Raw genomic sequence first — 24,003 nt, forward strand, 5'->3', positions numbered from 1 at the left:
GCTCGGTGGGGCACCTCGGCTACACCGGGGGGTGGAGGTGCCCCGGGAGCGCCCCCGCCGGGGTGCGGGCAAGGGTGCAGGCAAGGGCGTGGGCGGCGCCCGGGGGCTCCGCCGCGAAGGCGGAGAACGCGGCGGCGGCGCCCGCCAGCAGGAGCAGCACGGCGACCAGGACGGCCAGCGTCCGGCGGCGGCGGATCCGGGCGGCGCGGCTGCGCCGGTGGGCGGGCTGGCCGGCGGCCGAGCGCTGGGCGCGCGACTCGGCGGCGTACGAGGCGAGCTCCTCCGCGGAGGGGCGGCGCAGGCTGGTGTGGGTGTCCCGGGTGGAGTCCGGGGAGGGCGCGGGGACCAGCGGGACGGCCGGGCCGCGCCGTCGGCGGTGGGTGCCCGGGCCGGCGTCCACCTCGGCGTACACCGCCTCGGCGGGGGTGAGGGGCTCCTCGGCGGCGCGCGGGGCGGGCACCGCGAGCGGCGGCAGGCCCGCCAGCTCCGGCAGCAGCTCGCGCAGCCGGACGGCCAGCTCGGCGGCGCGCAGCCGGGAGGCGGGGGCCTTGGCCAGGCACTCGGAGATGATCCGCCACAGGCCGTCCGGCATCCCGGCGACCGGCGGGACGTTCTCGGTGACGTGCCGGCGCAGCACCGCGCCGGTGTGGCCGCCGCCGAACGGGGTGGCGCCGGTGAGCAGCTCGTACAGCACGGTGGCCAGCGCGTAGATGTCGACGGCGGCGCGCGGCTCCAGGCCCTCGATGATCTCGGGGGCCAGGTAGTCGGGGGTGCCGATGATCCGGGTGGCCCGGGTCCGGCGGGGGGCGTCGACCAGCCGGGCGATGCCGAAGTCGGTGAGCCGGGCGCGCGGCGCGCCGCCGGGGCCGGGCGGGGCGGCCAGGTCGAGCAGCACGTTCTCCGGCTTGACGTCCCGGTGCACGATGCCGGCCGCATGGGCGGCGGCCAGGGCCTCGGCGACGTCGGCGATCACCGAGGCGGCGGCCTGCGGGGTGAGGACGCCCTCGCGCTCCAGGCGGGTGCGCAGGTCACTGCCCCGGACCAGGTCCATCACCAGGGCGAGGTCGCTGCCGTCCACCACCATGTCGTGCACCCCGACCACGTTGGGGTGGTCGAGGCCGGTGAGGGCGGACCGCTCCTGGACGAAGCGGCCGACCAGGACCTGGTCGGACGCCAGGTCCTCGCGCAGCAGCTTGACCGCGACGGGACCGTCCGGGCCCTCGCCGAGCCACACCGTGCCGGCCGAGCCCCGGCCGATCACCTGGTGGACGGTGTACCGGCTGCCGATCTTGCGTGCCAATGCTGCTCCGTGGGCTCGTGAGGTCGGTGCTCAGCGAACAACCTACGCGCCCCGACGCCCTCCGGGAGCCCCACGAAGCCGCTGGCAGGGCAGTTGACCGGAAGAAATCTTCAGGATTGTCGACAAAGCGTCAATTCGAGCTGCCCGAGACCGATCCGAACCAGTCCTGAACGCTCGCGAACCAGTCCTGAACGGTCGCCCACCACTCCGGGAGCGGGGTGAAGTTCCACAGCGCGACCGCCGCGACCGCCAGGATCAGCAGCACCATCAGGCAGCCCTTCAGACAGCCCAGGCCCGGGATGTACATCCGGTTGCGGCTGCGGCCGCGCCGCTCGCGCGGCTCCGGCTCCCGGTACTGCGGGGCCGGCGGCTCGGGACGGCGCTGCGGCTGCGGCTCCGGGCGGCGGGCGGGCGCCTGCTGCGGCTGCGGGTGCCCGTAGCCCGACGGCGGCTGCTGGGCCGGGCGCTGCCCCTGGCCCGGCTGCTGCCCGTAGCCCTGGGGCTGACCGGGCTGCTGCCCGTAGCCCTGGGCCCGGCCCGGCGCGGCCTGCTGGCCGTAGCCCTGCTGGGCGGGCCGCTGCTGCGCCTGGTACGGCGGCGGGGCCACCGGCGGGCGCTGGCCGCGGCCGGGCTGGCCGGCGGGCGGCTGCTGCCCGTACCCCTGCGGGGGCTGCGGCGCGTACCGGCCCTGCTGGCCCTGCTGGCCCTGCTGGCCCTGCTGCTGGCCGCCCTGCGGCGGCTGGCCCGCGCGCGGCGGCTGCTGGCCCGGCGGCGGGGCCTGGTACGGGCGGGGGGCGACCTGCGGGCGGTTCAGCTCCTCCGGGTCGAAGTAGCCGACCTCGGTCTGCTGGTTGCGGTCGCGGGCCGCGCGCAGCTGGGTCTGCCACGGGTGCGGCGCCTCCGGCTGGCCGGGCGGCGGGGCGGCGGGCCCGGCGGTCGGGGCGCCGGGCGGCATCGGCGGCATCACTCGGGTGCGGTCGGCGGGCGGCTGCTGCTGCTGGCCCATGACCTGGGTGCGCGCCTCGGCGCCCGGGGCCTGGTGCATCACCTGCGTCCGGTCCTCGGCCCCGGCCGGGGGCTGCGCGGGCGGCGGCCGGTGGTCCATGACCTGGGTCGCGGCGGACGGGTCGAAGCCTCCGGCGGCGGGCGCGGCGGGCGCCGCGGCGGCGAGCGCCGGGTCCGGCACCAGCAGGTCGCCGACGGCGAGCGCCGCCTCGACCGCCGCCGGGCCGGCGTGCACGCCGACACCGGCCGCGACCACCCGCAGGGCCCGGGCGAGCGAGACCGCGGTGGGCCGCTCGGCGGGGTTCTTGCGCAGGCAGCGCTCGATCACCGTCCACAGCGGCTCGGGCATCGAGCGGGGCCGCTCCGGCTCCTGCGCCAGGTGCGCCTGCAGGATCGCCAGCGGACCGTCCCCCTGGAACGGCTGCCGGCCGGTGACCAGCTCGTACAGCATGATGCCGGCGCCGTAGACGTCCACCGCGGCGGTCTGCGGGCGGCCCTCGGCGGACTCCGGGGCGACGTAGGCCGGGGTGCCGACGAACTCGTGGGTCCGGGTGATGCCCGGGGAGTCGGCGAGCCGGGCGATGCCGAAGTCGGTGAGCATCGGGTGCATCTGCTCGGTGCCGTCGGTCCGGACGGTGGCCAGCAGCACGTTGGCCGGCTTGAGGTCGCGGTGCACGATGCCGTCCGCGTGGCTGACCGCCAGCGCGTCCGCGACCTGCGCCATCAGCAGGGCGCCGGCGATCGGCGAGAAGGGGCCGTTGCTGCGCAGGTAGCGGTACAGGTCCGGGCCCTCGACCAGGTCCATCACCAGGGCGAGCAGCTCGCCCTCGACCACCAGGTCGCGGGTGCGCACGATGTTGGGGTGGCTCAGGCGCAGCAGCACCGAGCGCTCGCGCAGGAAGCGCATCACCACGTCCGGGTCGGCCGCCAGCTCCTCGCGGAGCACCTTGACGGCGACCGCCTGGCCGGGCTGGAGCCCGGGCACGGCGACGTCCTCGCGGACCCGCCCGCGCCACACGGTGCCGGTGGCCCCGCGCCCGAGACTGTCCTCGAGCAGATACTTGCTGCCGACTGGCCGCACCTGTGCACTCCTCGCCGGGCCCGTTACTGATTTTCGGCAACTCTAACGGTGCCCGAGCGCCTTTCCGAGGCGGGCGGGCAGTGTCCCGGGAAGGCCCCCTAGGGGATCGGGTTGACCTGACGTACCGTCCGGCCCACCATGGCGATGATCGCAAGATCGTCAAATCCGGTACCGTGCGCGGACTGTCCTTCCCGGGTGGCAGGATGGCAGTCACCACACGTGTGCATGAAGGGACACAGGGGCGAGATGCAGATCCGGCTCACCGTCCTTCGACCGCGCAGCGGCCCGGCGGGGTCGAGCGCATCCACGGACGTCCTGGTCACGGCGCCCGTCGGCACCGCGCTCGGCGCAGTCGCCGGCGCGCTGGCCGGCGCGGTCGGCGTGCGCGGCCCGCGCTCGGCCACCCATGTCCACCTGTACGCGGGCAGCCACCGGCTCGACGAACAGACCCCGCTCGGCCGGCCCCCGCTGGTCGACGGCGCCGTGCTCAGCCTCGGCGAGCCCGACCCGGACGCGGACGAGGAGAGCACCGAGCCCGCCGCCGCCGAGCTGCGCGTGATCGGTGGCCCGGACGCGGGCGGCGTGCACCGCCTGCACGGCGAGGAGGTCCGGATCGGCCGCTCCTCCGAGGCCGACGTCCCGCTCGACGACCCGGACGTCTCCCGCCTGCACCTCTCCCTGCACCTGGCCGCCGACGGCACGGTGACCGTCCGCGACCTCGGCTCCACCAACGGCACCGTGCTCGACGATCGCTTCCTGCGGGACGGCAGCGCCGAGCTGGCCGACGGCGCGCTGGTCCGGATCGGCGAGTCCACGCTGCAGCTGACCCGTCCGAAAATCGGGGAGAATTCCGGGTCGCCGCGCACCGCCGCCCCCGACGGCGAGGGCCACCTGCGGCTCGCCGCGCAGCCGCCCGCCCGCACCACCCTGGCCCAGCCCGCGCCCGCCCCCGCGCCGGAGACCCCCGGCCCGGCCGGCCGCGCCTTCGGCCTGCTCTCCCGCCGCCGCCGGGCCGCCGAGCCCGACGCGCCCGACGCCGGGCAGCAGCACGCCGCCGCCCGCAGCCGCCAGGCCGCCGCCCAGCGCGAGCGCTGGCCGGACCCGGCCGCCCTGCTGCTCACCGCCCTCACCACCGGCCCCCGGCTGTGGGAGCGCGGCCCCGCCCACCCGGACGCGCTGACCGTCCGGCTCGGCACCGCCGACCTCCCCGGCGGCCCCGGCACCGCCCCCGGCACCCTGCTGCCCGCCGTCCCGGTCACCGTCGACCTGCAGACCGCCGGCAGCCTGGGCCTCAGCGGCCCCCGCCACCGGCTGGCCGGCCTGGCCCGCGCCGTGGTCGCCCAGCTCGCCGCCCTGCACCCGCCGAGCGGCCTCGGCCTGGTGGTCGTCGCCGCCGAGCAGCCCGGGCCCGACCCCGACGGCGCACCCGCCGACGGCTGGTCCTGGGCCCAGTGGCTGCCGCACCTGCGCCCCACCCAGAGCCAGGCCTGCCGCCTGCTGTTCGGCCTCGGCCCGGAGCAGGCCGAGGCCCGGCTCGCCGAGCTCGCCACCGCCACCGCGGGCACCCCCGCCACCGTCCTGGTCGTCGACGGCGACCCCGGCAGCACCGCCGCCCGTGAGGCCCTCGCGGTGCTGCTCCGGCAGGGCCCGGCCGTCGGCGTCTTCACCGTCTGCCTCGCCGACACGCCCGAGCAGTTGCCCGCCGGCCTCGGCGCCCACGCCGAGATCACCGGCGAGGTCGCCACCCTGCTCACCGTGGAGCGGCCGGTCGGCGGCGCCCTCCAGCGGATCGACGACGTCGCCCTCGACGCCGTCTCGCCCGCCTGGGCCGAGCGGCTCGCCCGGGTCCTCGCCCCGCTCCGCGAGGCCGCGCCCGCCGCCCGCGGGCCGCTGCCCTCCGCGCTGCGCCTGCTCGACCTGCTCCGGCTGGAGTCGGTCTCCCCCACGAAGCTCTCCGCCCGCTGGGAGGCCCTGCCGGCCGGCCCCGGCGCCGCCACCGCGCTGCTCGGCACCTCCCGCGACGACGACACCTGCACCCTCGACCTGGCCGACCCGGACCTGCTGGAGCCCGGCGAGAGCGGCGGCCCGCACCTGCTGATCGGCGGCGCTCCCGGCTCCGGCAAGACCGAACTGCTGCGCACCCTGGTCGCCTCGCTCGCCGTCTCCGAGCACCCCGAGCGGCTCGCCGTCACCGTCGTCGAGGGCCGCCGGGTGGACGCCGCGGACGGCCTCGGCGGCTGCACCGACCTGCCGCACGTCACCACCCACTACAACGCCGCCGAGGACCCCCGGCAGGCCATGCTGCACGCCCAGGTGCTGCTCGATGTGCTCGACGAGCGGGAGGCCCTGTTCGGCCGCCAGGGCTTCGCCGAGTGGCACGCGGCGCGGGCCCTCGACCGGACGCCCGCCCTGGTCGGCGGCGGCTCCCCCGTCGACGGCGTGGCGGCCGCCGCCCGGGTGATCGAGCCGCGGCGCTCGCCGGACGAGGCACCCGCCGCCGACGGCCCCGCCCCGGGCCGGACGGTCCTCGTCGTCGATGACTACGACGCGCTGCTCGCGCCCACCTCGCCGGGCGGGCGACCGCTCGCCCGCGCCCTCGCCGAGGTCGCCCGGCGCGGCGGCCGGCTCGGCGTCCACCTGATCGCCGCCACCGGCTCGCCCGAGGCCCTGGCCGGCAGCGAGCTGGACGAGGCGGCGCTGCTGCGGATAGCCCTGCGCACCGAACACGCCGCCGAGTCCGACCTGCTCGTGCACATCCCCGACGCGGCGTCCCTGCCCGAGGGCACGCCCGGCCGCGGGTACCTGCGCCGGGCGGACGGCGGCGTGACCGCCTTCCAGGCCGCACGGGTCAGCGGCCGGATCCCCCGCACCGCCACCCTCCGCCCGACGGTGGTCGCCACCGACCTCGCCGAGCACGGCGCGCCCCCGGCCCGCCGCCCGGTGCGCGAGCTGGGCAACGGGCCGACCGACCTCGCCCTGCTCGCCAGCGCCCTCCAGCGTGCGGCGACCTGAGCTACCCCTCCGCGCCCACCGCGTTCACGATCCGCTCCTCCATCGCCGCCGTCGCGAAGACCGCGTGCGGGTCGGCCTTCACCACGTCCGCGCCGGGCTCGCCGACCGGCGGCGTACCGTCCGGCCCGACCGCGGGCAGGTACTTGCTCTCCACGATCCGCAGTCCCAGGTACTGACCGGTCTTCACGTCGAAGATCAGCGCGATCCGCTGGTTGCTCGACATCCCGACCACCGCGACACCCTTGCGCCCCGCCGCGTCCACCTGGTCGGCGACCACCGACGTACCCGGGATCCGGGCCGCGGCCTGCATCAGCGCCCCGGCCACCGCGGGCGGCGCCTGGACGTTCTGGAAGATGAACTGCACGTCCCCGAAGGCCAGCTGGTTGCGCATGGTCTCGGTCAGGGCCGAGGGCGGCGACACCTGGTCGGAGCGGTCGACGGCGAGCAGCCGCTGCCGCAGCTGCTCCGGGTCGGTGGGCAGCGAGGCGACGAACTGGTACGTCGTCCGGCCGCCGCCGAGCCGGGGCTCCGCGAAGACGCCGTTCTCCTTGGGCAGCCGGGCGGGGATGTCGTGCAGCCCCTTCTCGCCCTTCCCGGGGACGTTCGAGGTCGGGTCGATCATCGCGCCCTCGGACCTGCCGTCGACGGACCACCAGATCTTCCGCTCGTGGCGCGGCCAGCCGCCGCCCTCCGAGACCTCCCTGGTGTACGTGAACTGTGCGGCCGCGGCGGCGGGCGCCGGCTTCGCGGCGATCGCCCTGGCAGCCCGGGCCAGCAGCCCGGCGGCGTCGGTCGGCTCGGGCTCCGGCGTGGCGGAGGCCGTGGCGGAGGCCGAGGCCGAGCCGGACGGCGACGCCGACCCGCTCGCCGCCGGTCCGACCGGGGCGGGCTGGGCACCGGGCCGTCCCGGGACCAGCAGCACGGCGGCGGCCACGGCCCCCACGGCGATCGGCGAGGCGACCAGCCACACCAGCTTCCGCCGTGCCCGCGGTGCGTGCGGTGCCTGCGCCTCACGGTCGATCTCGTTCATCAGATGCTCCTTCAGCAACCGGTGGCGGTCGGCGGTGAGCATCTCGGGCGTGTCGTTCATCGGATGTCCCCCTGCAGCGACCGGGCCGCTGCGACGCGGCCGTCCTGTACCTGTCCGCAGGCCCCGCCCGGTTCCCGACGCGCCGTCAACTCCTGTTCGGTCAGCGCGCGCAGGCGGGTTCGGGCGCGCGACAGCCGGGAGCGCACGGTGCCGACCGGCACGCCGAGCGCCTCGGCCGCGGCGGCGTAGTCCAGGCCGACCCAGACGCAGAGCCGGAACACCTCCCGCTCGCCGCGCCGCAGCCGGCCCAGCGCCCGCTGGACGGCCGCGAGCTGGGCGCCGTCGTCGAGCCGGGTGACCAGCTCCTCGGCGAAGTCCGGGGTCGCCTCCCGCTCGGGCAGCCGGGCCATCGCGGCGCGGTGCCGGCGGCCGGCCCTGGCGGTGTTGCGCAGCACGTTGGTGGCGATGCCGAACAGCCAGGGCCGGACCGACTCGCCCTCCTCGTGCAGGGTCGCGCGCAGCCGCCAGGCTTCCAGGAAGGTGAGGGAGACCACGTCCTCGGCGGCCGCCCAGTCGGCGAGCGTGCGGAGCGCGTAGCCGTACACGGCGCCCGCGTGCTCGTCGAAGAGCTCCCCGTACGCCCGTTGGTCCCCGGCGCGCAGTCGCGCCCGTATCGAGAGTTCCACGTCCCCTCCTGTCCGCAGCCGGACCAGGGTTCCACACGGGTTTCCCGGAGAACGCCGGACGGCCCGGGGAGCGGTATCGCTCCCCGGGCCGTCCGGTCGGGCCGTCAGCGGCCGTTGCGCAGCAGCGTGCGGATCACGCGCATCGCGACGGACAGGCTGGACAGCTCGTAGTTGTCCGAACCCCTTATGTCGTCGAGCGTGGTCTTCGCGCGGCTCAGCAGGGTGCCGTTGAGCTCCGCCCAGGCGCGGTAGCGGTCCTCCGGCGTGGCGCCCTCGGTACCGGCGGCCAGGACGTCGGCGGTGAGGGCGGCGTGGGCGGCGAACAGGTCCTCGCGGATCGCGGCACGGGCCATCGAGGACCACCGGTCGGTACGCGGCAGCTCGATGATCCGGTCCAGCAGGTGGGTGATCTGCAGGCGGTCGGCGAGGTCGTAGTACAGCTCGGCGACCTCCATCACGTCGGCGTCCGAACGGTCCGCGACCCCGACGATGTCGAGCGTCGGGAAGGCGGAGGACAGGCCGGCCATCCGGGTCGCCAGGCCCTCCGGTACGCCGGTGCCGGCCAGCTCCTCGTACACCGAGTCGAACCAGCCCGCGTCCTCGCCGCGCAGCGGCTTGGGCAGGCTGTCCCAGACCAGGTTGACCCGGTCGTGGAAGAACTCGATGGTGCCGGCGATGTCGAGCGGCTGGCGGCGGTTGTTGAGCAGCCAGCGGGTGGCCCGCTCGACCAGGCGGCGCGAGTGCAGGCGCATCTTGGTCTGCACCTCGGCGGGCACCTGGTTGTCCAGGGACTCGACCTGGTCCCACATCTCCTCGAGGCCGAAGACGGCGCGCGCGGCGGCGTGGCTGCGGGCGATCTCCTCGTAGGTCGCGCCCGTCTCCTCGCGGAGGCGGAAGGCGAAGGTGCAGCCACCGCGGTTGATCGTGTCGTTGACGATCAGCGTGGTGATGATCTCGCGGCGCAGCGGGTGGTTGTCGATCGCGTCGGCGAACCGGGCGCGCAGCGCGGTCGGGAAGTACTCGTGCAGGACCGTCCGGAAGTACGGGTCGTCCGGGAGGTCGGTGGCGAGCAGCTCGTCGGCCAGCGTGATCTTGGTGTAGGCGAGCAGCACCGACAGCTCGGGCTGCGAGAGGCCGCGACCGGCCTGCTGGCGCTCGCGGATCGCCTTCTCGGCGGGCAGGAACTCCAGCGCCCGGTCGAGCCGGCCGTCGGACTCCAGCCGGTTGATCATCCGGGAGTGGACGTTGACCATGCTCGCGGCCTGGGCCACGGCGTTGGCCAGCACCACGTTCTGCGCGTAGTTGTTGCGCAGCACCAGGTGGCCGACCTCGTCGGTCATCTCGGCGAGCAGCGTGTTGCGCTGCTTGACCGTCATGTCGCCGTCGGCGACCACCTGGTTGAGCAGGATCTTGATGTTGACCTCGTGGTCCGAGGTGTCCACGCCGGCGGAGTTGTCGATGGCGTCGGTGTTGATCCAGCCGCCGGTGGACTCCGGGCCGCCGACCGCCGCGAACTCGATCCGGCCGAGCTGGGTGCAGCCGAGGTTGCCGCCCTCGCCGATCACCCGGGCGCGGACGTCCGCGCCGTTGACCCGGATCGCGTCGTTGGCCTTGTCGCCGACCTCGGCGTTGGTCTCCGCCGTGGACTTCACGTAGGTGCCGATGCCGCCGTTCCAGAACAGGTCGACGGGCGCCTGCAGGATCGCCTTCATCAGCTCGGCCGGGGTGAGCTTGGCGGCCTCGATGCCGAGCTTCTCCCGCACCTGCGCCGACAGCTGGATGGACTTCGCCGACCGCGGGAAGACACCGCCGCCCGCGGAGATCAGCGACTTGTCGTAGTCGTCCCAGGAGCTGCGCGGCACATCGAACAGCCGGCGGCGCTCCGCGAAGGAGGCCGCGGCGTCCGGGTTCGGGTCCAGGAAGATGTGCCGGTGGTCGAAGGCGGCGACCAGGCGGATGTGCTCGGAGAGCAGCATGCCGTTGCCGAAGACGTCGCCGGACATGTCGCCGATGCCGATGACGGTGAAGTCCTCGGACTGGGTGTCGACGCCGAGCTCGCGGAAGTTGCGCTTGACCGACTCCCAGGCGCCGCGGGCGGTGATGCCCATGCCCTTGTGGTCGTAGCCGGCCGAGCCGCCGGAGGCGAAGGCGTCGCCCAGCCAGAAGCCGTACGACTCGGCGACCCCGTTGGCGATGTCGGAGAAGGTCGCGGTGCCCTTGTCGGCGGCGACCACCAGGTAGGTGTCGTCCTCGTCGTGGCGGACCACGTCCAGCGGGTGGACGACCGCGCCGCCGACCAGGTTGTCGGTGATGTCGAGCAGCGCGGAGATGAAGGTCTTGTACGAGGCGACGCCTTCGGCGAGCCACGCGTCGCGGTCGACCGACGGGTCCGGCAGCTGCTTGGCGACGAAGCCGCCCTTGGCGCCGACCGGGACGATGACGGTGTTCTTGACCATCTGGGCCTTGACCAGGCCGAGGATCTCGGTGCGGAAGTCCTCGCGCCGGTCGGACCAGCGCAGGCCGCCGCGGGCGACCTTGCCGAAGCGCAGGTGGACGCCCTCGACGCGCGGCGAGTACACCCAGATCTCGAACGCCGGGCGCGGGGCCGGCAGGTCCGGGATGGCCTTCGGGTCGAACTTCATCGACACGTACGAGTGCAGGTCGCCCCGGCTGTCGTGCTGGAAGAAGTTGGTCCGCAGGGTGGCCTTGATCAGGTGGAGGAAGGAGCGCAGGATGCGGTCCTCGTCCAGCGAGACGACCTCGTCGAGGGCGCCGGACAGCTCCTCCAGGATCGCGTCGGTGATCTCCGCGGCGCCCGAGCGGTGGCTGGGGCTGAGCCGGGCCTCGAAGAGGTTGACCAGCAGGCGCGTGGTGTGGGTGTTGTTGAGGAGCGCGTCCTCCATGTAGTCCTGGGAGAACGTGGAGCCCGCCTGGCGCAGGTACTTGGCGTACGCGCGCAGCACCATCGCCTGGCGCCAGCTCAGCTTGGCGGTGAGGACCAGCTCGTTGAAGCGGTCGTTCTCGGCCTGGCCCGTCCAGGTGGCAGAGAAGGTCTCCTGGAAGCGCTCGCGGTCGTCCTCGCTGAACTCGGTCGCCTCGCGCAGCTTCAGGCCGAAGTCGTACACCCACGCGGTGGTGCCGTCGGCGCGCTTGAGCGCGTACGGGTGCTCGTCGAGCACCTCGACGCCCAGGCGCTGCAGGACCGGCAGGACCTCGGTCAGCGAGATCGGGCCGCCGACCCGGTAGATCTTGAAGCGGCGCTCGTCGTCGCCCGCGCCGACCGGCTGGTACAGGTTGAGCCGGAAGTCGCCCTCGCCGGACAGCGCCTCGATCTGCTTGAGGTCGGCGACGGCGGTGCGCGGCGGGAAGTCGGCGCGGTAGCCGTCGGGGAAGGCGTTGGCGTACTTGTGGCCGAGCTCGGCGGCCTTCTCCTCGCCCAGCTCGACGTGCAGCTGGTCGTTGAAGCCGTCCATCCAGAACCGGGCGGCCTCGGCCAGGCGGTTCTCGATCCGCTCGATGTCGGACTCGGAGAGGTGCGGCAGCTCGGTGCCGGGGGCGACCCGGATGACGAAGTGCAGGCGGGTCAGCACCGACTCGGTGGCGTACACCGTGTAGTCGATGTGCTCACCGGCCAGCTCCTCCTTCAGGATCTCCATCAGCCGCAGCCGGATCCGGGTGGTGTACCGGTCGCGCGGCAGGTAGACGAAGGCGGAGAAGTAGCGGCCGTACTCGTCCTGGCGCAGGAACAGCCGCAGCCGGCGGCGCTCCTGCAGGTAGAGCACGCTGGTGGCGATGGAGAGCAGCTCCGACGGCGCGGTCTGGAACATCTCGTCGCGCGGGAAGGTCTCCATGATCTGGAGCAGGTCGCGGCCGTCGTGGCTCTCGGCGGAGAAGCCGGAGGCGTTCACGACCTCCTGCACCTTGCGGCGCACCACCGGGATGCGGGTGACCGACTCGGTGTACGCGGCGGAGGAGAACAGGCCGAGGAAGCGGCGCTCGCCGACCGGCTCGCCGTTGGCGTCGAACTTCTTCACGCCGACGTAGTCGAGGTACGCGGGGCGGTGCACGGTGGCCCGGCTGTTGGCCTTGGTCAGCACCAGCAGCTTCTTCTCGTGCGCCTTGGTGCGCACCGGGGCGGAGAGCCGGCTGAACGCCTCGGAGACCGGGTGGTGGTCGGTGTCGTGGCTCAGCGGGTCGGCGCGCAGGATGCCGAGGCCGGTGCCGGCGACCGCCTTGAGCACCTCCTCGCCCTCGTGCTCGACCAGGTCGTACTCGCGGTAGCCGAGGAAGGTGAACTTGTCGTCGGCCAGCCAGCGCATCAGCTCCCAGGCCTCGCCGACCTCCTGCTCGGAGAGGGCGGCCGGGGGCTGCTCGGCGAGCTCGTCGGCCAGCCGCAGCGCGGAGTCGCGCATCTTCGACCAGTCCTCGACGACCTCGCGGACGTCGCCCAGCACGCGGCGCAGGTTGGACTCGACGGAGCGCAGGTCCTCGCGGTCGGTCTCGCGGTCGATCTCGATGTGCATCCAGGACTCGACCACCGCGTCGGCCGGCCACTCGGCGCCGGCCGCCTGGCTGCGGGCGCAGGCGTCGATGTCGAGGATCTCCAGCAGCTTGCCGGTGATGTCACGGCGCACCACCAGCTGCGGGTGGACCACCAGGTGGATCGCGCGGTCCAGGCGGGTCAGCTCGTTGGTGACCGAGTCGACCAGGAACGGCATGTCGTCGGTGACGACCTCGACCACGGTGTGGCCGCAGGACCAGCCGTTCTCCTCGACGGTCGGGGTGTACACCCGGACCTCGGCGGTGCCCTGGGGGCGCTTCAGCCCCAGTCGGTAGTGGGAGGCCGCCGCCCCGTAGACGTCGACCGGGTCGCGGTCGACCAGGTCCTCGGGGGCGGTGTGGAGGTAGTAGTGGTGCAGGTACGCGGCCAGAGCACCGTTGCTCAGGCCCTCCCCGGGCGCCGCTCCCCCTACCTGGCTGTTCTCAGCGGCTGCCGCTGCTTTCTTGAGCAGGTCTGCCTTGGCTGCGTCCAGCTTGGTCTGCATGGCTGTATGGCTCCTGTCGCGCGCCGTTGCGTGACTCGGTGATGGCTGGGTGTACACCGCCGGGTCTGTCCGCAATACTCCCGCATGCCCAGGATGAAAGCCGCTCGTGCCACGCATGAGCGACCCTCCGCCTGGGTACGACAGATCGTTTGACCTGTGGGACCGGCCCGGCGACGCCAGTCAGCCTAACCTGAGGAAACGAAGGTGTCAGGGGACACAGAGGAGCAATCCCGCAGGATGATCGTTCCTTCCTGGACACCTTGTCCAAGCGGTCCGCCGTCAGCTGCGGTGACCCGGCTCCGGCGCCCATTCCATGTGCGGGTGCAGGTAGTCCGTCGGCGGTACGAACGTCTCCTTGATCGACCGGGTGGACGTCCAGCGCAGCAGGTTCTGCGCCGCGCCCGCCTTGTCGTTGGTCCCCGACGCCCGGCCGCCGCCGAACGGCTGCTGGCCGACCACCGCGCCGGTCGGCTTGTCGTTGATGTAGAAGTTCCCGGCGGTGAACCGCAGCCGCTCCAGCGCCTCGGCGATCGCCCGCCGGTCCTGCGCGATCACCGACCCGGTCAGCCCGTACGGCGCCGCCCGGTCCACCCGGTCCAGCGCCTCCGACCAGCGCGAGTCCTCGTACACCTGGACCGCCAGGATCGGCCCGAAGTACTCGGTGGAGAAGATCTCGTTGCGCTGGTCCCCGGAGAGCAGCACGGTCGGCCGCACGAAGTACCCGATCGCGTCGTCGTACTGCCCGCCCGCGACCAGCTCCACCTGCGGGTCGCGCTTCGCCCGCTCGATCGCCGCGGTGTTCTTCTCGTACGCCCGGCGGTCGATCAGCGCGCCCATGAAGTTCGACAGGTCGGTGACGTCGCCGACGGTCAGCGCGTCCACCTCCGCCAGGAACTCGTCCTTGATCTTCAGCCACAGGCTGCGCGGCAGGTACGCCCGGGACAGCGCCGAGCACTTCTGCCCCTGGTACTCGAACGCGCCCCGGACCATCGCCGTCCGCAGCACCGCCGGGTCGGCCGACGGGTGCGCGATCAGGAAGTCCTTGCCGCCGGTCTCCCCGACGATCCGCGGGTACGCCCGGTAGGTGCCGATGTTGGCGCCGATCGTCCGCCACAGCTGCTGGAAGGTCTGCGTCGACCCGGTGAAGTGCAGCCCCGCCAGCGCCGGGTTGGCCAGCGCCACCTGGGACACCGCGTGCCCGTCCCCGGTCACCAGGTTGATCACGCCGGGCGGCAGGCCCGCCGCCTCCAGCAGCCGCATCAGGTGGAACGCCGACAGCGTCTGCGCCGGCGCCGGCTTCCACACCACCGTGTTGCCCATCAGGGCCGGCGCGGTCGGCAGGTTGCCCGCGATCGCGGTGAAGTTGAACGGCGTCACCGCGTAGACGAAACCTTCCAGCGGCCGGTGGTCCGCCCGGTTCCACACCCCCGGACCGGAGAGCGGCTGCTCCGCCAGCAGCTGCCGGGCGAAGTGCACGTTGAACCGCCAGAAGTCCACCAGCTCGCACGGCGCGTCGATCTCCGCCTGCTGCGCCGTCTTCGACTGGCCCAGCATCGTGGCCGCCGCCACCGTCTCCCGCCACGGCCCCGCCAGCAGGTCCGCGGCCCGCAGGAACACCGCCGCCCGGTCGTCGAACGACAGCCCCCGCCACTCCGGCGCGGCCGCCAGCGCCGCGTCCACCGCCAGCTGCGCGTCCGCCTGCGTCGCGTTGCCCAGCACGCCCAGCTTCGCCGCGTGGTGGTGCGGCTGCACCACCTCGGTCCGCTCGCCGCCGCCGAACCGCTGCTCCCCGGCGATCGTCATCGGCAGCGGGATCGACTCCCCCGCCAGCTCGTCCAGTTTCGCCAGCAGCCGCGCCCGCTCCGGCGAACCCGGCGCGTAGCTGCGCACCGGCTCGTTGACGGGCGGCGGAACCTGGGTGACGGCGTCGATCGGCATGGTGCTCGGGTGCTCCGTACGGTCGTGCTCGGCTGCGGTCGTTCCAGGGTGAACCAGCGGCCGGGGCGCGGGCCCCGGGACACGCTCGGTCAGGCGGTGATCCGCTCCGCCAGCGCGACCGCCTCCGCCAGCGAATCCACCACCGGGACGCCCACCCCGGTCAGCTTCTCCCGGGTGTGCGAGCCGCCGGTGTACAGCACCGCGTGGATCCCCGACTCCAGCGCCGCCTCGGCGTCGTCCGCCGCGTCCCCGATCAGCACCGTACGCCCCGGGTCGACCTGCTCCGCCAGCGCCTCCAGGTGCAGCGCCAGGTGCCCGGCCTTCCGGCCGCCGCTCGCCCCGCGCCGCCCGTCCACCCGCAGGAAGTGCCCGGTCAGCCCGAACCCCTCCACCGCCGGCACCAGCTTCGCGTGCTCGTACATCGACAGCAGCGACTGGCTCCGCCCCGCCGCCGCCCACCCCGCCAGCAGCTCCAGCACCCCGTCGGTCAGCCGGCAGGCCGGGAACAGCTCGGTGTACTTCACGTGGAACGCGTCGTCCAGCGCCAGCCACTCCGCCTGGCTCGGCACCCGCCCCAGCAGCCGCTCGTAGAACCGCGGGATCGGGATCTCGTACTGCGCCCGGTACTCCTCCAAGGTCATCGGCGCCACGCCGACGGTCGCGAACGCGGCATTGCTCGCCCCGAGCACCGCCTCCATGTCGTGGAGGAGCGTCCCGTTCCAGTCCCAGACGATATGACTACGCACGAGGTGAAGGGTACGACCTCGACCGGGGGGTCAGGCCAGCAGGCCGGGGATCTCCTGGGTGGCGAACCAGAGCAGGTCGTGGTCCTCGGCGCCGTCGACGGTGAACTGGGCGTCCTGGTCGCCGTCGTCGGCGGCGGTGATCGCGGCGGCGGCCGCGGTGACGTCCTCGACGACGTCGGAGTCGTCCGCGTCGGCGTGCACCGCGGCGGCCTTGGCCAGCTTCACGGCGCCCCTGAGCACGACCCGGCCGAGCGAGGCCTGGTCCTGGTACTCGTCACCGGCGAACGGCGCGACCGCGGAGTCGGCGACCTCGACGGCGACCACGACACGGCGGCGCGGGGCGTCGGGGTCGGCGGCGAGCAGGCGCAGCGAGGACTGCGCGGCCCGGTTGAGCGCGGCGTACTCCAGCTCCTCGATGTCGTCGCTGACGTACCACTCGCGGAGCGCCGGCGTCACCGCGTAGGCCACCGCGTCCTCCAGCGCGCCGTCCTGATGAGCGGCGGCCAGCCCCCGCACCGTGGTGGGCACGTACACGCGCATCGCAGGCACCTTCCAGATCGGTCGTCAGGGCGTAAGCGTATCGGGAACGGGCGGGCGCTCTACCGGGTCGCCCGCAGCGCGTCCCGGGCGGTCTCCAGGGCCGCTTCGAGGGTGGCCTCGCGGCGCGCCGGGTCCATCATGTTCGGCCCCATCACGGCCAGGTCCGCCGGAGTGGGGGCGAGCAGCCGGACCCGGACGCCGTCGGCCCGCAGCTCGCGCGCCTCGCGCAGCAGCTGCCGGTTGACGGCGCGCCGGTAGCGGCTGACCAGCTGGGCGAGGGCGCCCCTAGGCCGGTCGTGGCCGCGCCGGCCGCCGGGGTCCGGGCGCAGGGCCATGGGGGCGAGCACGTACACCTCGTCGAGGCCGCGGCCGGCCAGCAGGTCCGCGTTGGTGGCGGACCAGCAGCCGCCGTCGACGTACCGGCTGCCGTCGACCTCGATGGGCGCGAACCAGCCGGGGATCGCGCAGGAGGCCATCACCGCGTCGGAGACGCTGGCCCGCGGCGCGTCGGGGTCGCCGAAGACCACCCGCCGGCCGCTGCGGTAGTCGACGGCCGCGACCCGCAGCGGCGTTCCGGGGGCGAACCCGTCCGCCCCGACCAGGTGGCGCACCAGCTCGCCGACGGCCGCCACCGACCCGCGGCCGGTCGGCACCGCGGCCGACACCATGGTCAGGAAGGGGTAGTCGCGCGGGTGCCGGACGGCGTCCCGCAGCAGCCCGGGCGAGCCGATCGCGGCGCGCGGCCGGGGCGGCAGCGCCCCGCCGACCGCCGTCTCGTAGTCGAACCGCGCGCCGGCGAGCGGGCCTTCCAGGACCTGTCCGCCGCGCTGGTGCCGGGCGAGCTGCTCGACGTCCACGCCCGCCGCCAGCATGGTCGACAGGATCGCGCCGGCCGAGGTGCCGAGCAGGACGTCCGCCGTCCCGGGGCGCCAGCCGGTGGCCTCCTCGACGGCGGTCAGTGCGCCGATGGTCCAGGCCGCCCCGAGCATCCCGCCGCCGCCGAGCACCAGCCCGCGCCGCAGCGGACCGTCCCCGTCCGCCCGCCCCTCCCCGACGTTCCGCCCCTTGCGGCCCTCGCGGACCGCCCGCTGCTCGTGCGCGCCGTCCTCCTCCTCGCCCGAGCGCTCCTCGACCTGGGTCACCTGGACCTCACCTCCGTGCCCGATCCTCCGCCCTACCGTCGGGTAAACCGGGTTGCGACGTCCCCCTTCGTGCCCCGCGCCGCGCCGCCCGGCGTCAACACCCCGCGGGCCGCCGCACGCGAACGGGCCCGCCGTTGAGCGGCCGTCATCCGGATAGGGGACAGCCGCGCCGCCCTCCCCCACCGGCCCAGTCCGGCCTTGCCCGGGCCCGCGACACGCCGATAGCAAGGACGTCGTCCGCACCCGAACGGGAGGTCACCGATGACCGAGCAGCACCTCGCCACCGCCACCGCCCCGCGCATCCGCCCGCTGGTGCACGCGGTGCACGCCCCCGGCCGTCCGCAGCCGCGCCGCCCGGTCCGCCACCCGCACCCGACGGGGGTCACCGGGGTGGTCCGCCGTCCGCGGGCCGCCTGCGCCCCGGCACCGTCCAGCACCGACCGGCGCGACCTGGCGGCCCGCTTCGCCCACCGGCTGGTCGAGGTGCTGACCGGGGTCCGCCCGGTCGGCCAGCTGCAGCGCCACACCACCCTGCTCGGCTACCAGCAGCTGACCGCCCTGGTCCGCACCGGCCCGCTGCGCCCGCGCGGCCGGGCGCCCCGGATGCGCCTGGGCCGGGTGTACGACTCCGCGCCGGCGCCCGACGCCCTGGAGGTCTGCGTCCGGGTGGAGTTCGGCCCGCGCCACCACATGGTGGCCTTCCGCCTGGAGCAGCACCACCGCACCGCCCAGTGGCAGTGCACCGCCGTCGAGGCGCACTGACCGGGGAACGCGCAGGGGCGCCACCCCGCCGCAGCGGAGTGGCGCCCCTGGTGGCACCGGGTCGTCAGGCCTTGCGGCGGCGGCCCTTCGCGGCCTTCGCGGCCTTGCGGCGCTCGGCCCGGGTGAGCCCGTCGCCGGCGTCGTCGATCAGGCCTTCGTCGTCGAAGTCGCCCTCGATGATGCCGCCGCCGATCTCCTCGGAGGGCGCGGTGTAGTGCAGCTTCTTGCGCTCGGGAGCTTCCAGGCCCTTGGCCCTGATCTCCGGGCGGCCCGCGGCGTCCTTCTCCAGCTTGTCGAGCATGACCTCGGCGTCCTGGAGCGGGACCTCCTCGACCTGCTGCTCGACCTGGACCTCCAGGTTGAACAGGTAGCCGACGGACTCCTCCTTGATGCCCTCCATCATCGCGGAGAACAGGTCGAAGCCCTCGCGCTGGTACTCGACCAGCGGGTCGCGCTGGGCGTAGGCGCGCAGCGCGATGCCCTCCTGCAGGTAGTCCATCTCGTACAGGTGCTCGCGCCAGCGGCGGTCGAGCACCGAGAGGACGACCCGGCGCTCCAGCTCGCGCATGATCTGCTCGCCGAGCTGGTCCTCGCGGCGGCCGTACGAGGCCTGGACGTCCTCCTGCAGGACCTTGGTCAGGAACTCGGGGGTGAAGCCGCCGTTCTCGCCGGCCTCCTCCTCCAGCTCGTCGAGGTCGAGGGTGATCGGGTAGAGCTGCTTGAGCGCGGTCCAGAGCTTGTCGAGGTCCCAGTCGTCCTCGAAGCCCTCGCTGGTCGCGGCGGTCACGTACGCCTCGACGGTGTCGTCCATGAAGTGGCCGATCTGCTCCTGGAGGTCCTCGCCCTCCAGCACCCGGCGGCGCTCGGTGTAGATGACCTCGCGCTGGCGGTTCAGCACCTCGTCGTACTTCAGGACGTTCTTGCGGATCTCGAAGTTCTGCTGCTCGACCTGGGTCTGCGCGGAGGCGATGGCGCGGGTGACCATCTTCGACTCGATCGGCACGTCCTCCGGGACGTTCGCCATCGACAGCACGCGCTCGACCATGCCGGCCTTGAACAGGCGCATCAGGTCGTCGCCGAGCGAGAGGTAGAAGCGGGACTCGCCCGGGTCGCCCTGGCGGCCGGAGCGGCCGCGCAGCTGGTTGTCGATCCGGCGGGACTCGTGGCGCTCGGTGCCGAGGACGTACAGGCCGCCGTTCTCCTGCACCTCCTCCTGCTCCTGCTTGACCGCGGCCTTGGCCTTCTCCAGCGCGGCCGGGAACGCGGCCTCGTACTCCTCCGGGGTCTCCTCGGCGGTGAGCCCGCGCTGGGCCAGCTCGGCGGCGGCCAGGTGCTCGGGGTTGCCGCCGAGCATGATGTCGGTGCCGCGGCCGGCCATGTTGGTGGCCACGGTGACGGCGCCCTTGCGGCCGGCCTGGGCGACGATCTGCGCCTCGCGCTCGTGGTGCTTGGCGTTGAGCACCTCGTGCGGGATGCCGCGCTTGCGCAGCTCCTGCGAGAGGTACTCGGACTTCTCGACCGAGACGGTGCCGACCAGGACCGGCTGGCCCTTCTCGTGGCGCTCGGCGATGTCCTCGACCACGGCGGCGAACTTGGCCGGCTCCGACTTGTAGATCAGGTCGGGCTGGTCGATGCGCTTGGGGGTCTTGTTGGTCGGGATCGGGACGACGCCCAGCTTGTAGATCTGGTGGAACTCGGCCGCCTCGGTGGTGCCGGTACCGGTCATGCCGGACAGCTTCGAGTAGAGGCGGAAGAAGTTCTGCAGGGTGATGGTGGCGAGCGTCTGGTTCTCGTTCTGGACCTCGACGCCTTCCTTGGCCTCGATCGCCTGGTGCATGCCCTCGTTGTAGCGGCGGCCGGCCAGGATGCGGCCGGTGTGCTCGTCGACGATCATGACCTCGCCGTTCATCACGACGTAGTCCTTGTCCCGCTTGTACAGCTCCTTCGCCTTGATGGCGTTGTTCAGGAAGCCGACCAGCGGGGTGTTCACCGACTCGTAGAGGTTGTCGATGCCCAGGTAGTCCTCGACCCGGGAGACGCCGTCCTCCAGGACGCCGACGGTGCGCTTCTTCTCGTCGACCTCGTAGTCGCGGTCGATCTTGAGGCGGGTGACCAGCTTGGCGAAGTCGGCGTACCACTTGGTCGCCTGGTCGGCCGGGCCGGAGATGATCAGCGGGGTGCGGGCCTCGTCGATCAGGATCGAGTCGACCTCGTCGACGATCGCGAAGTTGTGGCCGCGCTGCACCAGCTCGTCCTGCGACCACGCCATGTTGTCGCGCAGGTAGTCGAAGCCGAACTCGTTGTTGGTGCCGTAGGTGATGTCCATGGCGTACTGGCGCTGGCGCTCGGCCGGCGTCATGTTGCCCAGGATCACGCCGACCTCGAGGCCGAGGAAGCGGTGCACCCGGCCCATCCACTCCGAGTCGCGCTCGGCGAGGTAGTCGTTGACGGTGATCAGGTGGACGCCCTTGCCGGTCAGCGCGTTCAGGTACGCGGGCAGGGTGCCGACCAGGGTCTTGCCCTCGCCGGTGCGCATCTCGGCGACGTGGCCGAAGTGCAGCGCGGCGCCGCCCATGATCTGGACGTCGTAGTGGCGCTGGCCGAGCACGCGCTTGGCCGCCTCACGGACCGTGGCGAAGGCCTCGGGGAGGATGTCGTCCAGCGACTCGCCGTCGGCGAGACGGGCCTTGTACTCGTCGGTGAGCGCGCGCAGCTCGTCGTCGGTGAGGTTGACGAAGTCCTCTTCGATCGAGTTGACCTGGGCAGCAATCCGCTGCAGCTTGCGAAGGATCTTGCCTTCGCCGGCGCGCAGGATCTTGTCGAAGACGGACATTGTGAGCGGGCTCCTTGCCTGGATCGGCTCTGGAATGACTTGCGGCGAGTCCTACCCCACCGTACGGGTCATCGTATGCGAGGAGGCCGAGCCGCCGGGAGGTCCGTCAGCACGGTATTCCCGTGTCACCCGCCGGTGCAAAGCTCCGCGAAGCATGGCCCGGCGGGTCAAACCGGACACCGTCCGACCTCCGCGCCATGCTCAACCGTCCGGCGGGCCCGGAGGTTCCCCGGGAAAACCGTTCGGCTTCCACCGACCCGCTCCGGAAGACTCCCGACATGGAAGCACCCACGCTGCGAACCGACCGCCTGGTCCTGCGCCCGCCGCTGCCGTCCGACGCCGACGAGATCACCGCCGCCTGCCAGGACCCCGAGATCCAGCGCTGGACGGTGGTCCCGACCCCGTACCGCCGCACCGACGCCGAGTTCTTCGTCGAGCGGATCGGCGCCGCGGGCTGGGCGAGCGGCACCAACTGCACCTGGGTGGTGCGCACCGCCGAGGACGGCGCGCTGGTCGGCGCGCAGGGCGTCGCGCTCAAGGCCGACCGGCCGGGCACCGGCGAGATCGGCTACTGGGTGGCCCCGGGCCTGCGCCGGCTCGGCTACGCGTACGAGGCGTCCCGGGCCGTGGTCGACTGGTCCTTCACCGAGCTGGGCCTGCGCCGGCTGGAGTGGGTGGCGTACACGGGCAACGAGCCCTCGCGGGCGCTGGCCGACCGGCTGGGCTTCCGCTTCGAGGGCACCCTGCGCTCGTACGCCGAGCAGCGCGGCACCTTCCGGGACGCCTGGATCGCCGCCCTCCTGGCCGACGACCCGCGCTGACACCCGCGCCGCGCGTCCCGGCGCCCCGCGCGGGCATTGTCAGTGGGTGGCTCTACCCTCCCCGCATGAGCCTCCCGTCGCCTGCGCCCGCGTCCGCGCTCCCGCTCTCCGCCGACCAGGCCCGCCGGATCGCCCTGCGCGCCCAGGGCCTGCTCGGCGCCCCCGACCGCCGGGGCGGTGTCCGGCAGGTGCTGCGACACCTGGGCGCCGTCCAGCTGGACACCATCTCGGTGCTGGCCCGCTCGCACGAGCTGGTGCCGTACGCCCGGCTCGGCGCGGTCGGCCGCAAGACCGTGGAGCAGGCGTACTGGGGGCACGGCACCACCTTCGAGTACTGGTCGCACGCGGCGTGCATCCTGCCGGTCGAGGAGTGGCCGCTGTTCGCCTTCCGCCGCCGCGCCTACCGCGCCAAGGGCAACCTCTGGGGCCACCAGGTCTCCCCGGAGGCGTACCGCGAGGTGATCGCCCGGCTGGGCGCCGAGGGCCCGCTGACCTCCACCGAGCTCGGCGGCGCGAAGAAGACCGCGGAGTGGTGGGACTGGTCGGACACCAAGATCGCCGTCGAGCGGGCGCTGGCCTTCGGCGACGTGGTCTGCGCCGAGCGGCGCGGCTGGAAGCGGGTGTACGCGCTGGCCGAGCAGACCGTCCCCGCCGAGCTGTTCGGGCAGGAGCTCTCCGACGCCGAGTGCCTGGAGCGGCTGGTGGCACAGGCCGGGGCGGCGCTCGGGGTGGCCACCCGGGCCGACCTGATGGACTATCACCGCCTGAAGGGCGCCCAGCTGGACGCGGCGCTGCCCGGCTCGGGTCTGCTGCCGGTCGCCGTCGAGGGCTGGTCCGCCCCCGCCTGGGCCGACCCGGCGGCGCTGGAGTCCGAGCCCCGCGGGCGGCACCGGACGACCCTGCTCTCCCCGTTCGACTCGCTGGTCTGGGACCGCGCCCGCACCGAGCGGATCTTCGGCATGACGCACCGGCTGGAGGCGTATACCCCCAAGCACAAGCGGGTGCACGGCTACTTCGCGATGCCGCTGCTGGCCGGCGGGCAGCTGGTCGGCCGGGTCGACCCGGCGCGCGAGGGACGGACCCTGGTGGCCCGTCAGGTCTCGCTGCACGCACCGAGGCACGTCGAGGCGCTGGCCGAGGCGCTGCGCGAGGCCGCCGCCTGGGTGGGCTGCGACAGCGTCCGCGTCGAGGCGCTGGACGACGAGTCGCTGCGCCCCGCCCTGGCGAAGCTGCTGGCCTGATCCGGTCAGCCTATTTCGAGGATCTTCTCCCGCATCGCGTAGACCACCGCCTCCATCCTGGAGTGCAGCTGCAGCTTCTCCAGGATGTTGCGGACGTGGTTCTTCACCGTGTTCTCGCTGATGAAGAGCTCCTTGGCGATCTCCCGGTTGTTCATCCCGGTGGCCACCAGCTTGAGCACCTCCAGCTCCCGGTCGGTGAGCCGGGGCGCGGGCACCAGGTCCCGGTCGTCCGAGCGGCGCTGGATCATCGACTTGAACTCGGTGAGCAGCTTGGCCGCCATCGAGGGGCTGATCTGCGACTGCCCGTCGGCGACCGCGCGGATCGCGGTGGCCACCTCGTCCGTGGAGATCTCCTTCAGCAGGTAGCCGGTGGCCCCCGCCTTGATCGCCTCGTAGAGGTCGGCCTCCTCGTCGCTTATCGTCAGCATGATGATCTTGGCGCTGGGCACCACGTCCTTGATCGCGGTGCAGGCCTCGATACCGCTGCGCCGGGGCATCCGGACGTCCATCAGGATGATGTCGGGCAGCAGGTCGGCGGCCTTGAGCACCGCCTCGGCGCCGTCCCCGGCCTCGCCGATGACCTTGATGTCCTCCTCCTCGGCGAGGACGATCTCCAGGCCGCGGCGGAACAGGGCGTGGTCGTCCACCACCAGGACGCGGATCGGTTCGGCGCGGCGCGGCCCGTACCCGGACTCCTCCGAATCCGGCCCCAGACCCTCGCGCGAAAGCTCCCCCATCCGCTCCTCCCCCGGCTGCCGGTCGATGACGGGGCCAATCATTCCACGGCGCGAGCACCGTGATCACCCTCCGCCGTCGAACCA

At 73.7% G+C, this 24,003-nt stretch carries 15 protein-coding genes; 4 read left to right on the top strand and 11 right to left on the bottom strand.

All coding sequences use genetic code 11. The features are described 5' to 3' along the window. Positions 1-19: 19 nt before the first annotated feature. Positions 20-1,300 carry a serine/threonine-protein kinase gene (locus ACGFX4_RS29765; RefSeq protein ID WP_393080707.1) on the bottom strand — a complete coding sequence of 427 codons (1,281 nt, stop codon included), beginning with the start codon at positions 1,298-1,300 and terminating at the stop codon, positions 20-22. 130 nt (positions 1,301-1,430) lie between these two features. After that, the gene (locus ACGFX4_RS29770; protein ID WP_393080709.1) at positions 1,431-3,386 is read right to left on the bottom strand and encodes a protein kinase; all 1,956 of its coding nucleotides are present in this window, start codon (positions 3,384-3,386) and stop codon (positions 1,431-1,433) included. A 225-nt stretch (positions 3,387-3,611) separates the two neighbouring features. Between ACGFX4_RS29770 and ACGFX4_RS29775 the strand changes: the two genes are divergently transcribed. Next, on the top strand, positions 3,612-6,398 hold the full coding sequence (locus ACGFX4_RS29775) for an FtsK/SpoIIIE domain-containing protein (RefSeq protein WP_393080712.1): 2,787 nt from the start codon (positions 3,612-3,614) through the stop codon (positions 6,396-6,398). Position 6,399: 1 nt separating this feature from the next. Here ACGFX4_RS29775 and ACGFX4_RS29780 read toward each other — a convergent pair whose 3' ends face one another. The 7 genes from ACGFX4_RS29780 to ACGFX4_RS29810 form a co-directional block, all read right to left on the bottom strand. Continuing rightward, positions 6,400-7,488 (bottom strand): CU044_5270 family protein, encoded by a 1,089-nt coding sequence (locus ACGFX4_RS29780; RefSeq protein ID WP_393080714.1) that lies wholly within the window; start codon positions 7,486-7,488, stop codon positions 6,400-6,402. Continuing rightward, on the bottom strand, positions 7,485-8,114 hold the full coding sequence (locus ACGFX4_RS29785; protein WP_393080716.1) for an RNA polymerase sigma factor: 630 nt from the start codon (positions 8,112-8,114) through the stop codon (positions 7,485-7,487). Before ACGFX4_RS29785 ends, ACGFX4_RS29780 begins: the two co-directional genes overlap by 4 nt. Positions 8,115-8,218: 104 nt before the next feature. Beyond that, positions 8,219-13,159 carry an NAD-glutamate dehydrogenase gene (locus ACGFX4_RS29790; protein WP_393080719.1) on the bottom strand — a complete coding sequence of 1,647 codons (4,941 nt, stop codon included), beginning with the start codon at positions 13,157-13,159 and terminating at the stop codon, positions 8,219-8,221. A gap of 279 nt (positions 13,160-13,438) precedes the next feature. Next, a complete protein-coding gene (pruA, locus tag ACGFX4_RS29795; protein ID WP_393080780.1) occupies positions 13,439-15,091 on the bottom strand; it encodes an L-glutamate gamma-semialdehyde dehydrogenase in 1,653 nt (550 codons plus the stop codon). 95 nt (positions 15,092-15,186) lie between these two features. Further along, complete coding sequence (locus tag ACGFX4_RS29800; RefSeq protein ID WP_393080720.1) at positions 15,187-15,843, bottom strand: HAD family hydrolase; 657 nt, start codon at positions 15,841-15,843, stop codon at positions 15,187-15,189. A gap of 30 nt (positions 15,844-15,873) precedes the next feature. Then, positions 15,874-16,383 carry a DUF6912 family protein gene (locus tag ACGFX4_RS29805; RefSeq protein WP_393080723.1) on the bottom strand — a complete coding sequence of 170 codons (510 nt, stop codon included), beginning with the start codon at positions 16,381-16,383 and terminating at the stop codon, positions 15,874-15,876. Between the two features lie 59 nt (positions 16,384-16,442). Then, a complete protein-coding gene (locus ACGFX4_RS29810) occupies positions 16,443-17,525 on the bottom strand; it encodes a patatin-like phospholipase family protein (protein WP_393080726.1) in 1,083 nt (360 codons plus the stop codon). A 261-nt stretch (positions 17,526-17,786) separates the two neighbouring features. Between ACGFX4_RS29810 and ACGFX4_RS29815 the strand changes: the two genes are divergently transcribed. Further along, positions 17,787-18,287: an Rv3235 family protein gene (locus ACGFX4_RS29815; RefSeq protein WP_393080729.1), complete on the top strand. Its 501-nt coding sequence runs from the start codon at positions 17,787-17,789 to the stop codon at positions 18,285-18,287. A 64-nt stretch (positions 18,288-18,351) separates the two neighbouring features. Here ACGFX4_RS29815 and secA read toward each other — a convergent pair whose 3' ends face one another. Then, positions 18,352-21,120 (bottom strand): preprotein translocase subunit SecA, encoded by a 2,769-nt coding sequence (gene secA / locus ACGFX4_RS29820; protein WP_393080732.1) that lies wholly within the window; start codon positions 21,118-21,120, stop codon positions 18,352-18,354. 278 nt (positions 21,121-21,398) lie between these two features. On the opposite strand from secA, the gene ACGFX4_RS29825 reads away from it, so the two are divergent. Both ACGFX4_RS29825 and ACGFX4_RS29830 read left to right on the top strand, forming a co-directional pair. Next, positions 21,399-21,941: a GNAT family N-acetyltransferase gene (locus tag ACGFX4_RS29825; protein ID WP_393080735.1), complete on the top strand. Its 543-nt coding sequence runs from the start codon at positions 21,399-21,401 to the stop codon at positions 21,939-21,941. A gap of 65 nt (positions 21,942-22,006) precedes the next feature. Further along, complete coding sequence (locus tag ACGFX4_RS29830) at positions 22,007-23,182, top strand: winged helix-turn-helix domain-containing protein (RefSeq protein WP_393080738.1); 1,176 nt, start codon at positions 22,007-22,009, stop codon at positions 23,180-23,182. Between the two features lie 5 nt (positions 23,183-23,187). Here the strand turns inward: ACGFX4_RS29830 and ACGFX4_RS29835 are convergent, their stop codons facing one another. Then, positions 23,188-23,919, bottom strand: a complete 732-nt coding sequence (locus ACGFX4_RS29835) for a response regulator transcription factor (protein WP_345697371.1) — start codon at positions 23,917-23,919, stop codon at positions 23,188-23,190. Positions 23,920-24,003: the final 84 nt, after the last annotated feature.

It is taken from the genome of Kitasatospora sp. NPDC048365 (genome assembly GCF_043200835.1).
GTDB lineage: Bacteria > Actinomycetota > Actinomycetes > Streptomycetales > Streptomycetaceae > Kitasatospora > Kitasatospora terrestris.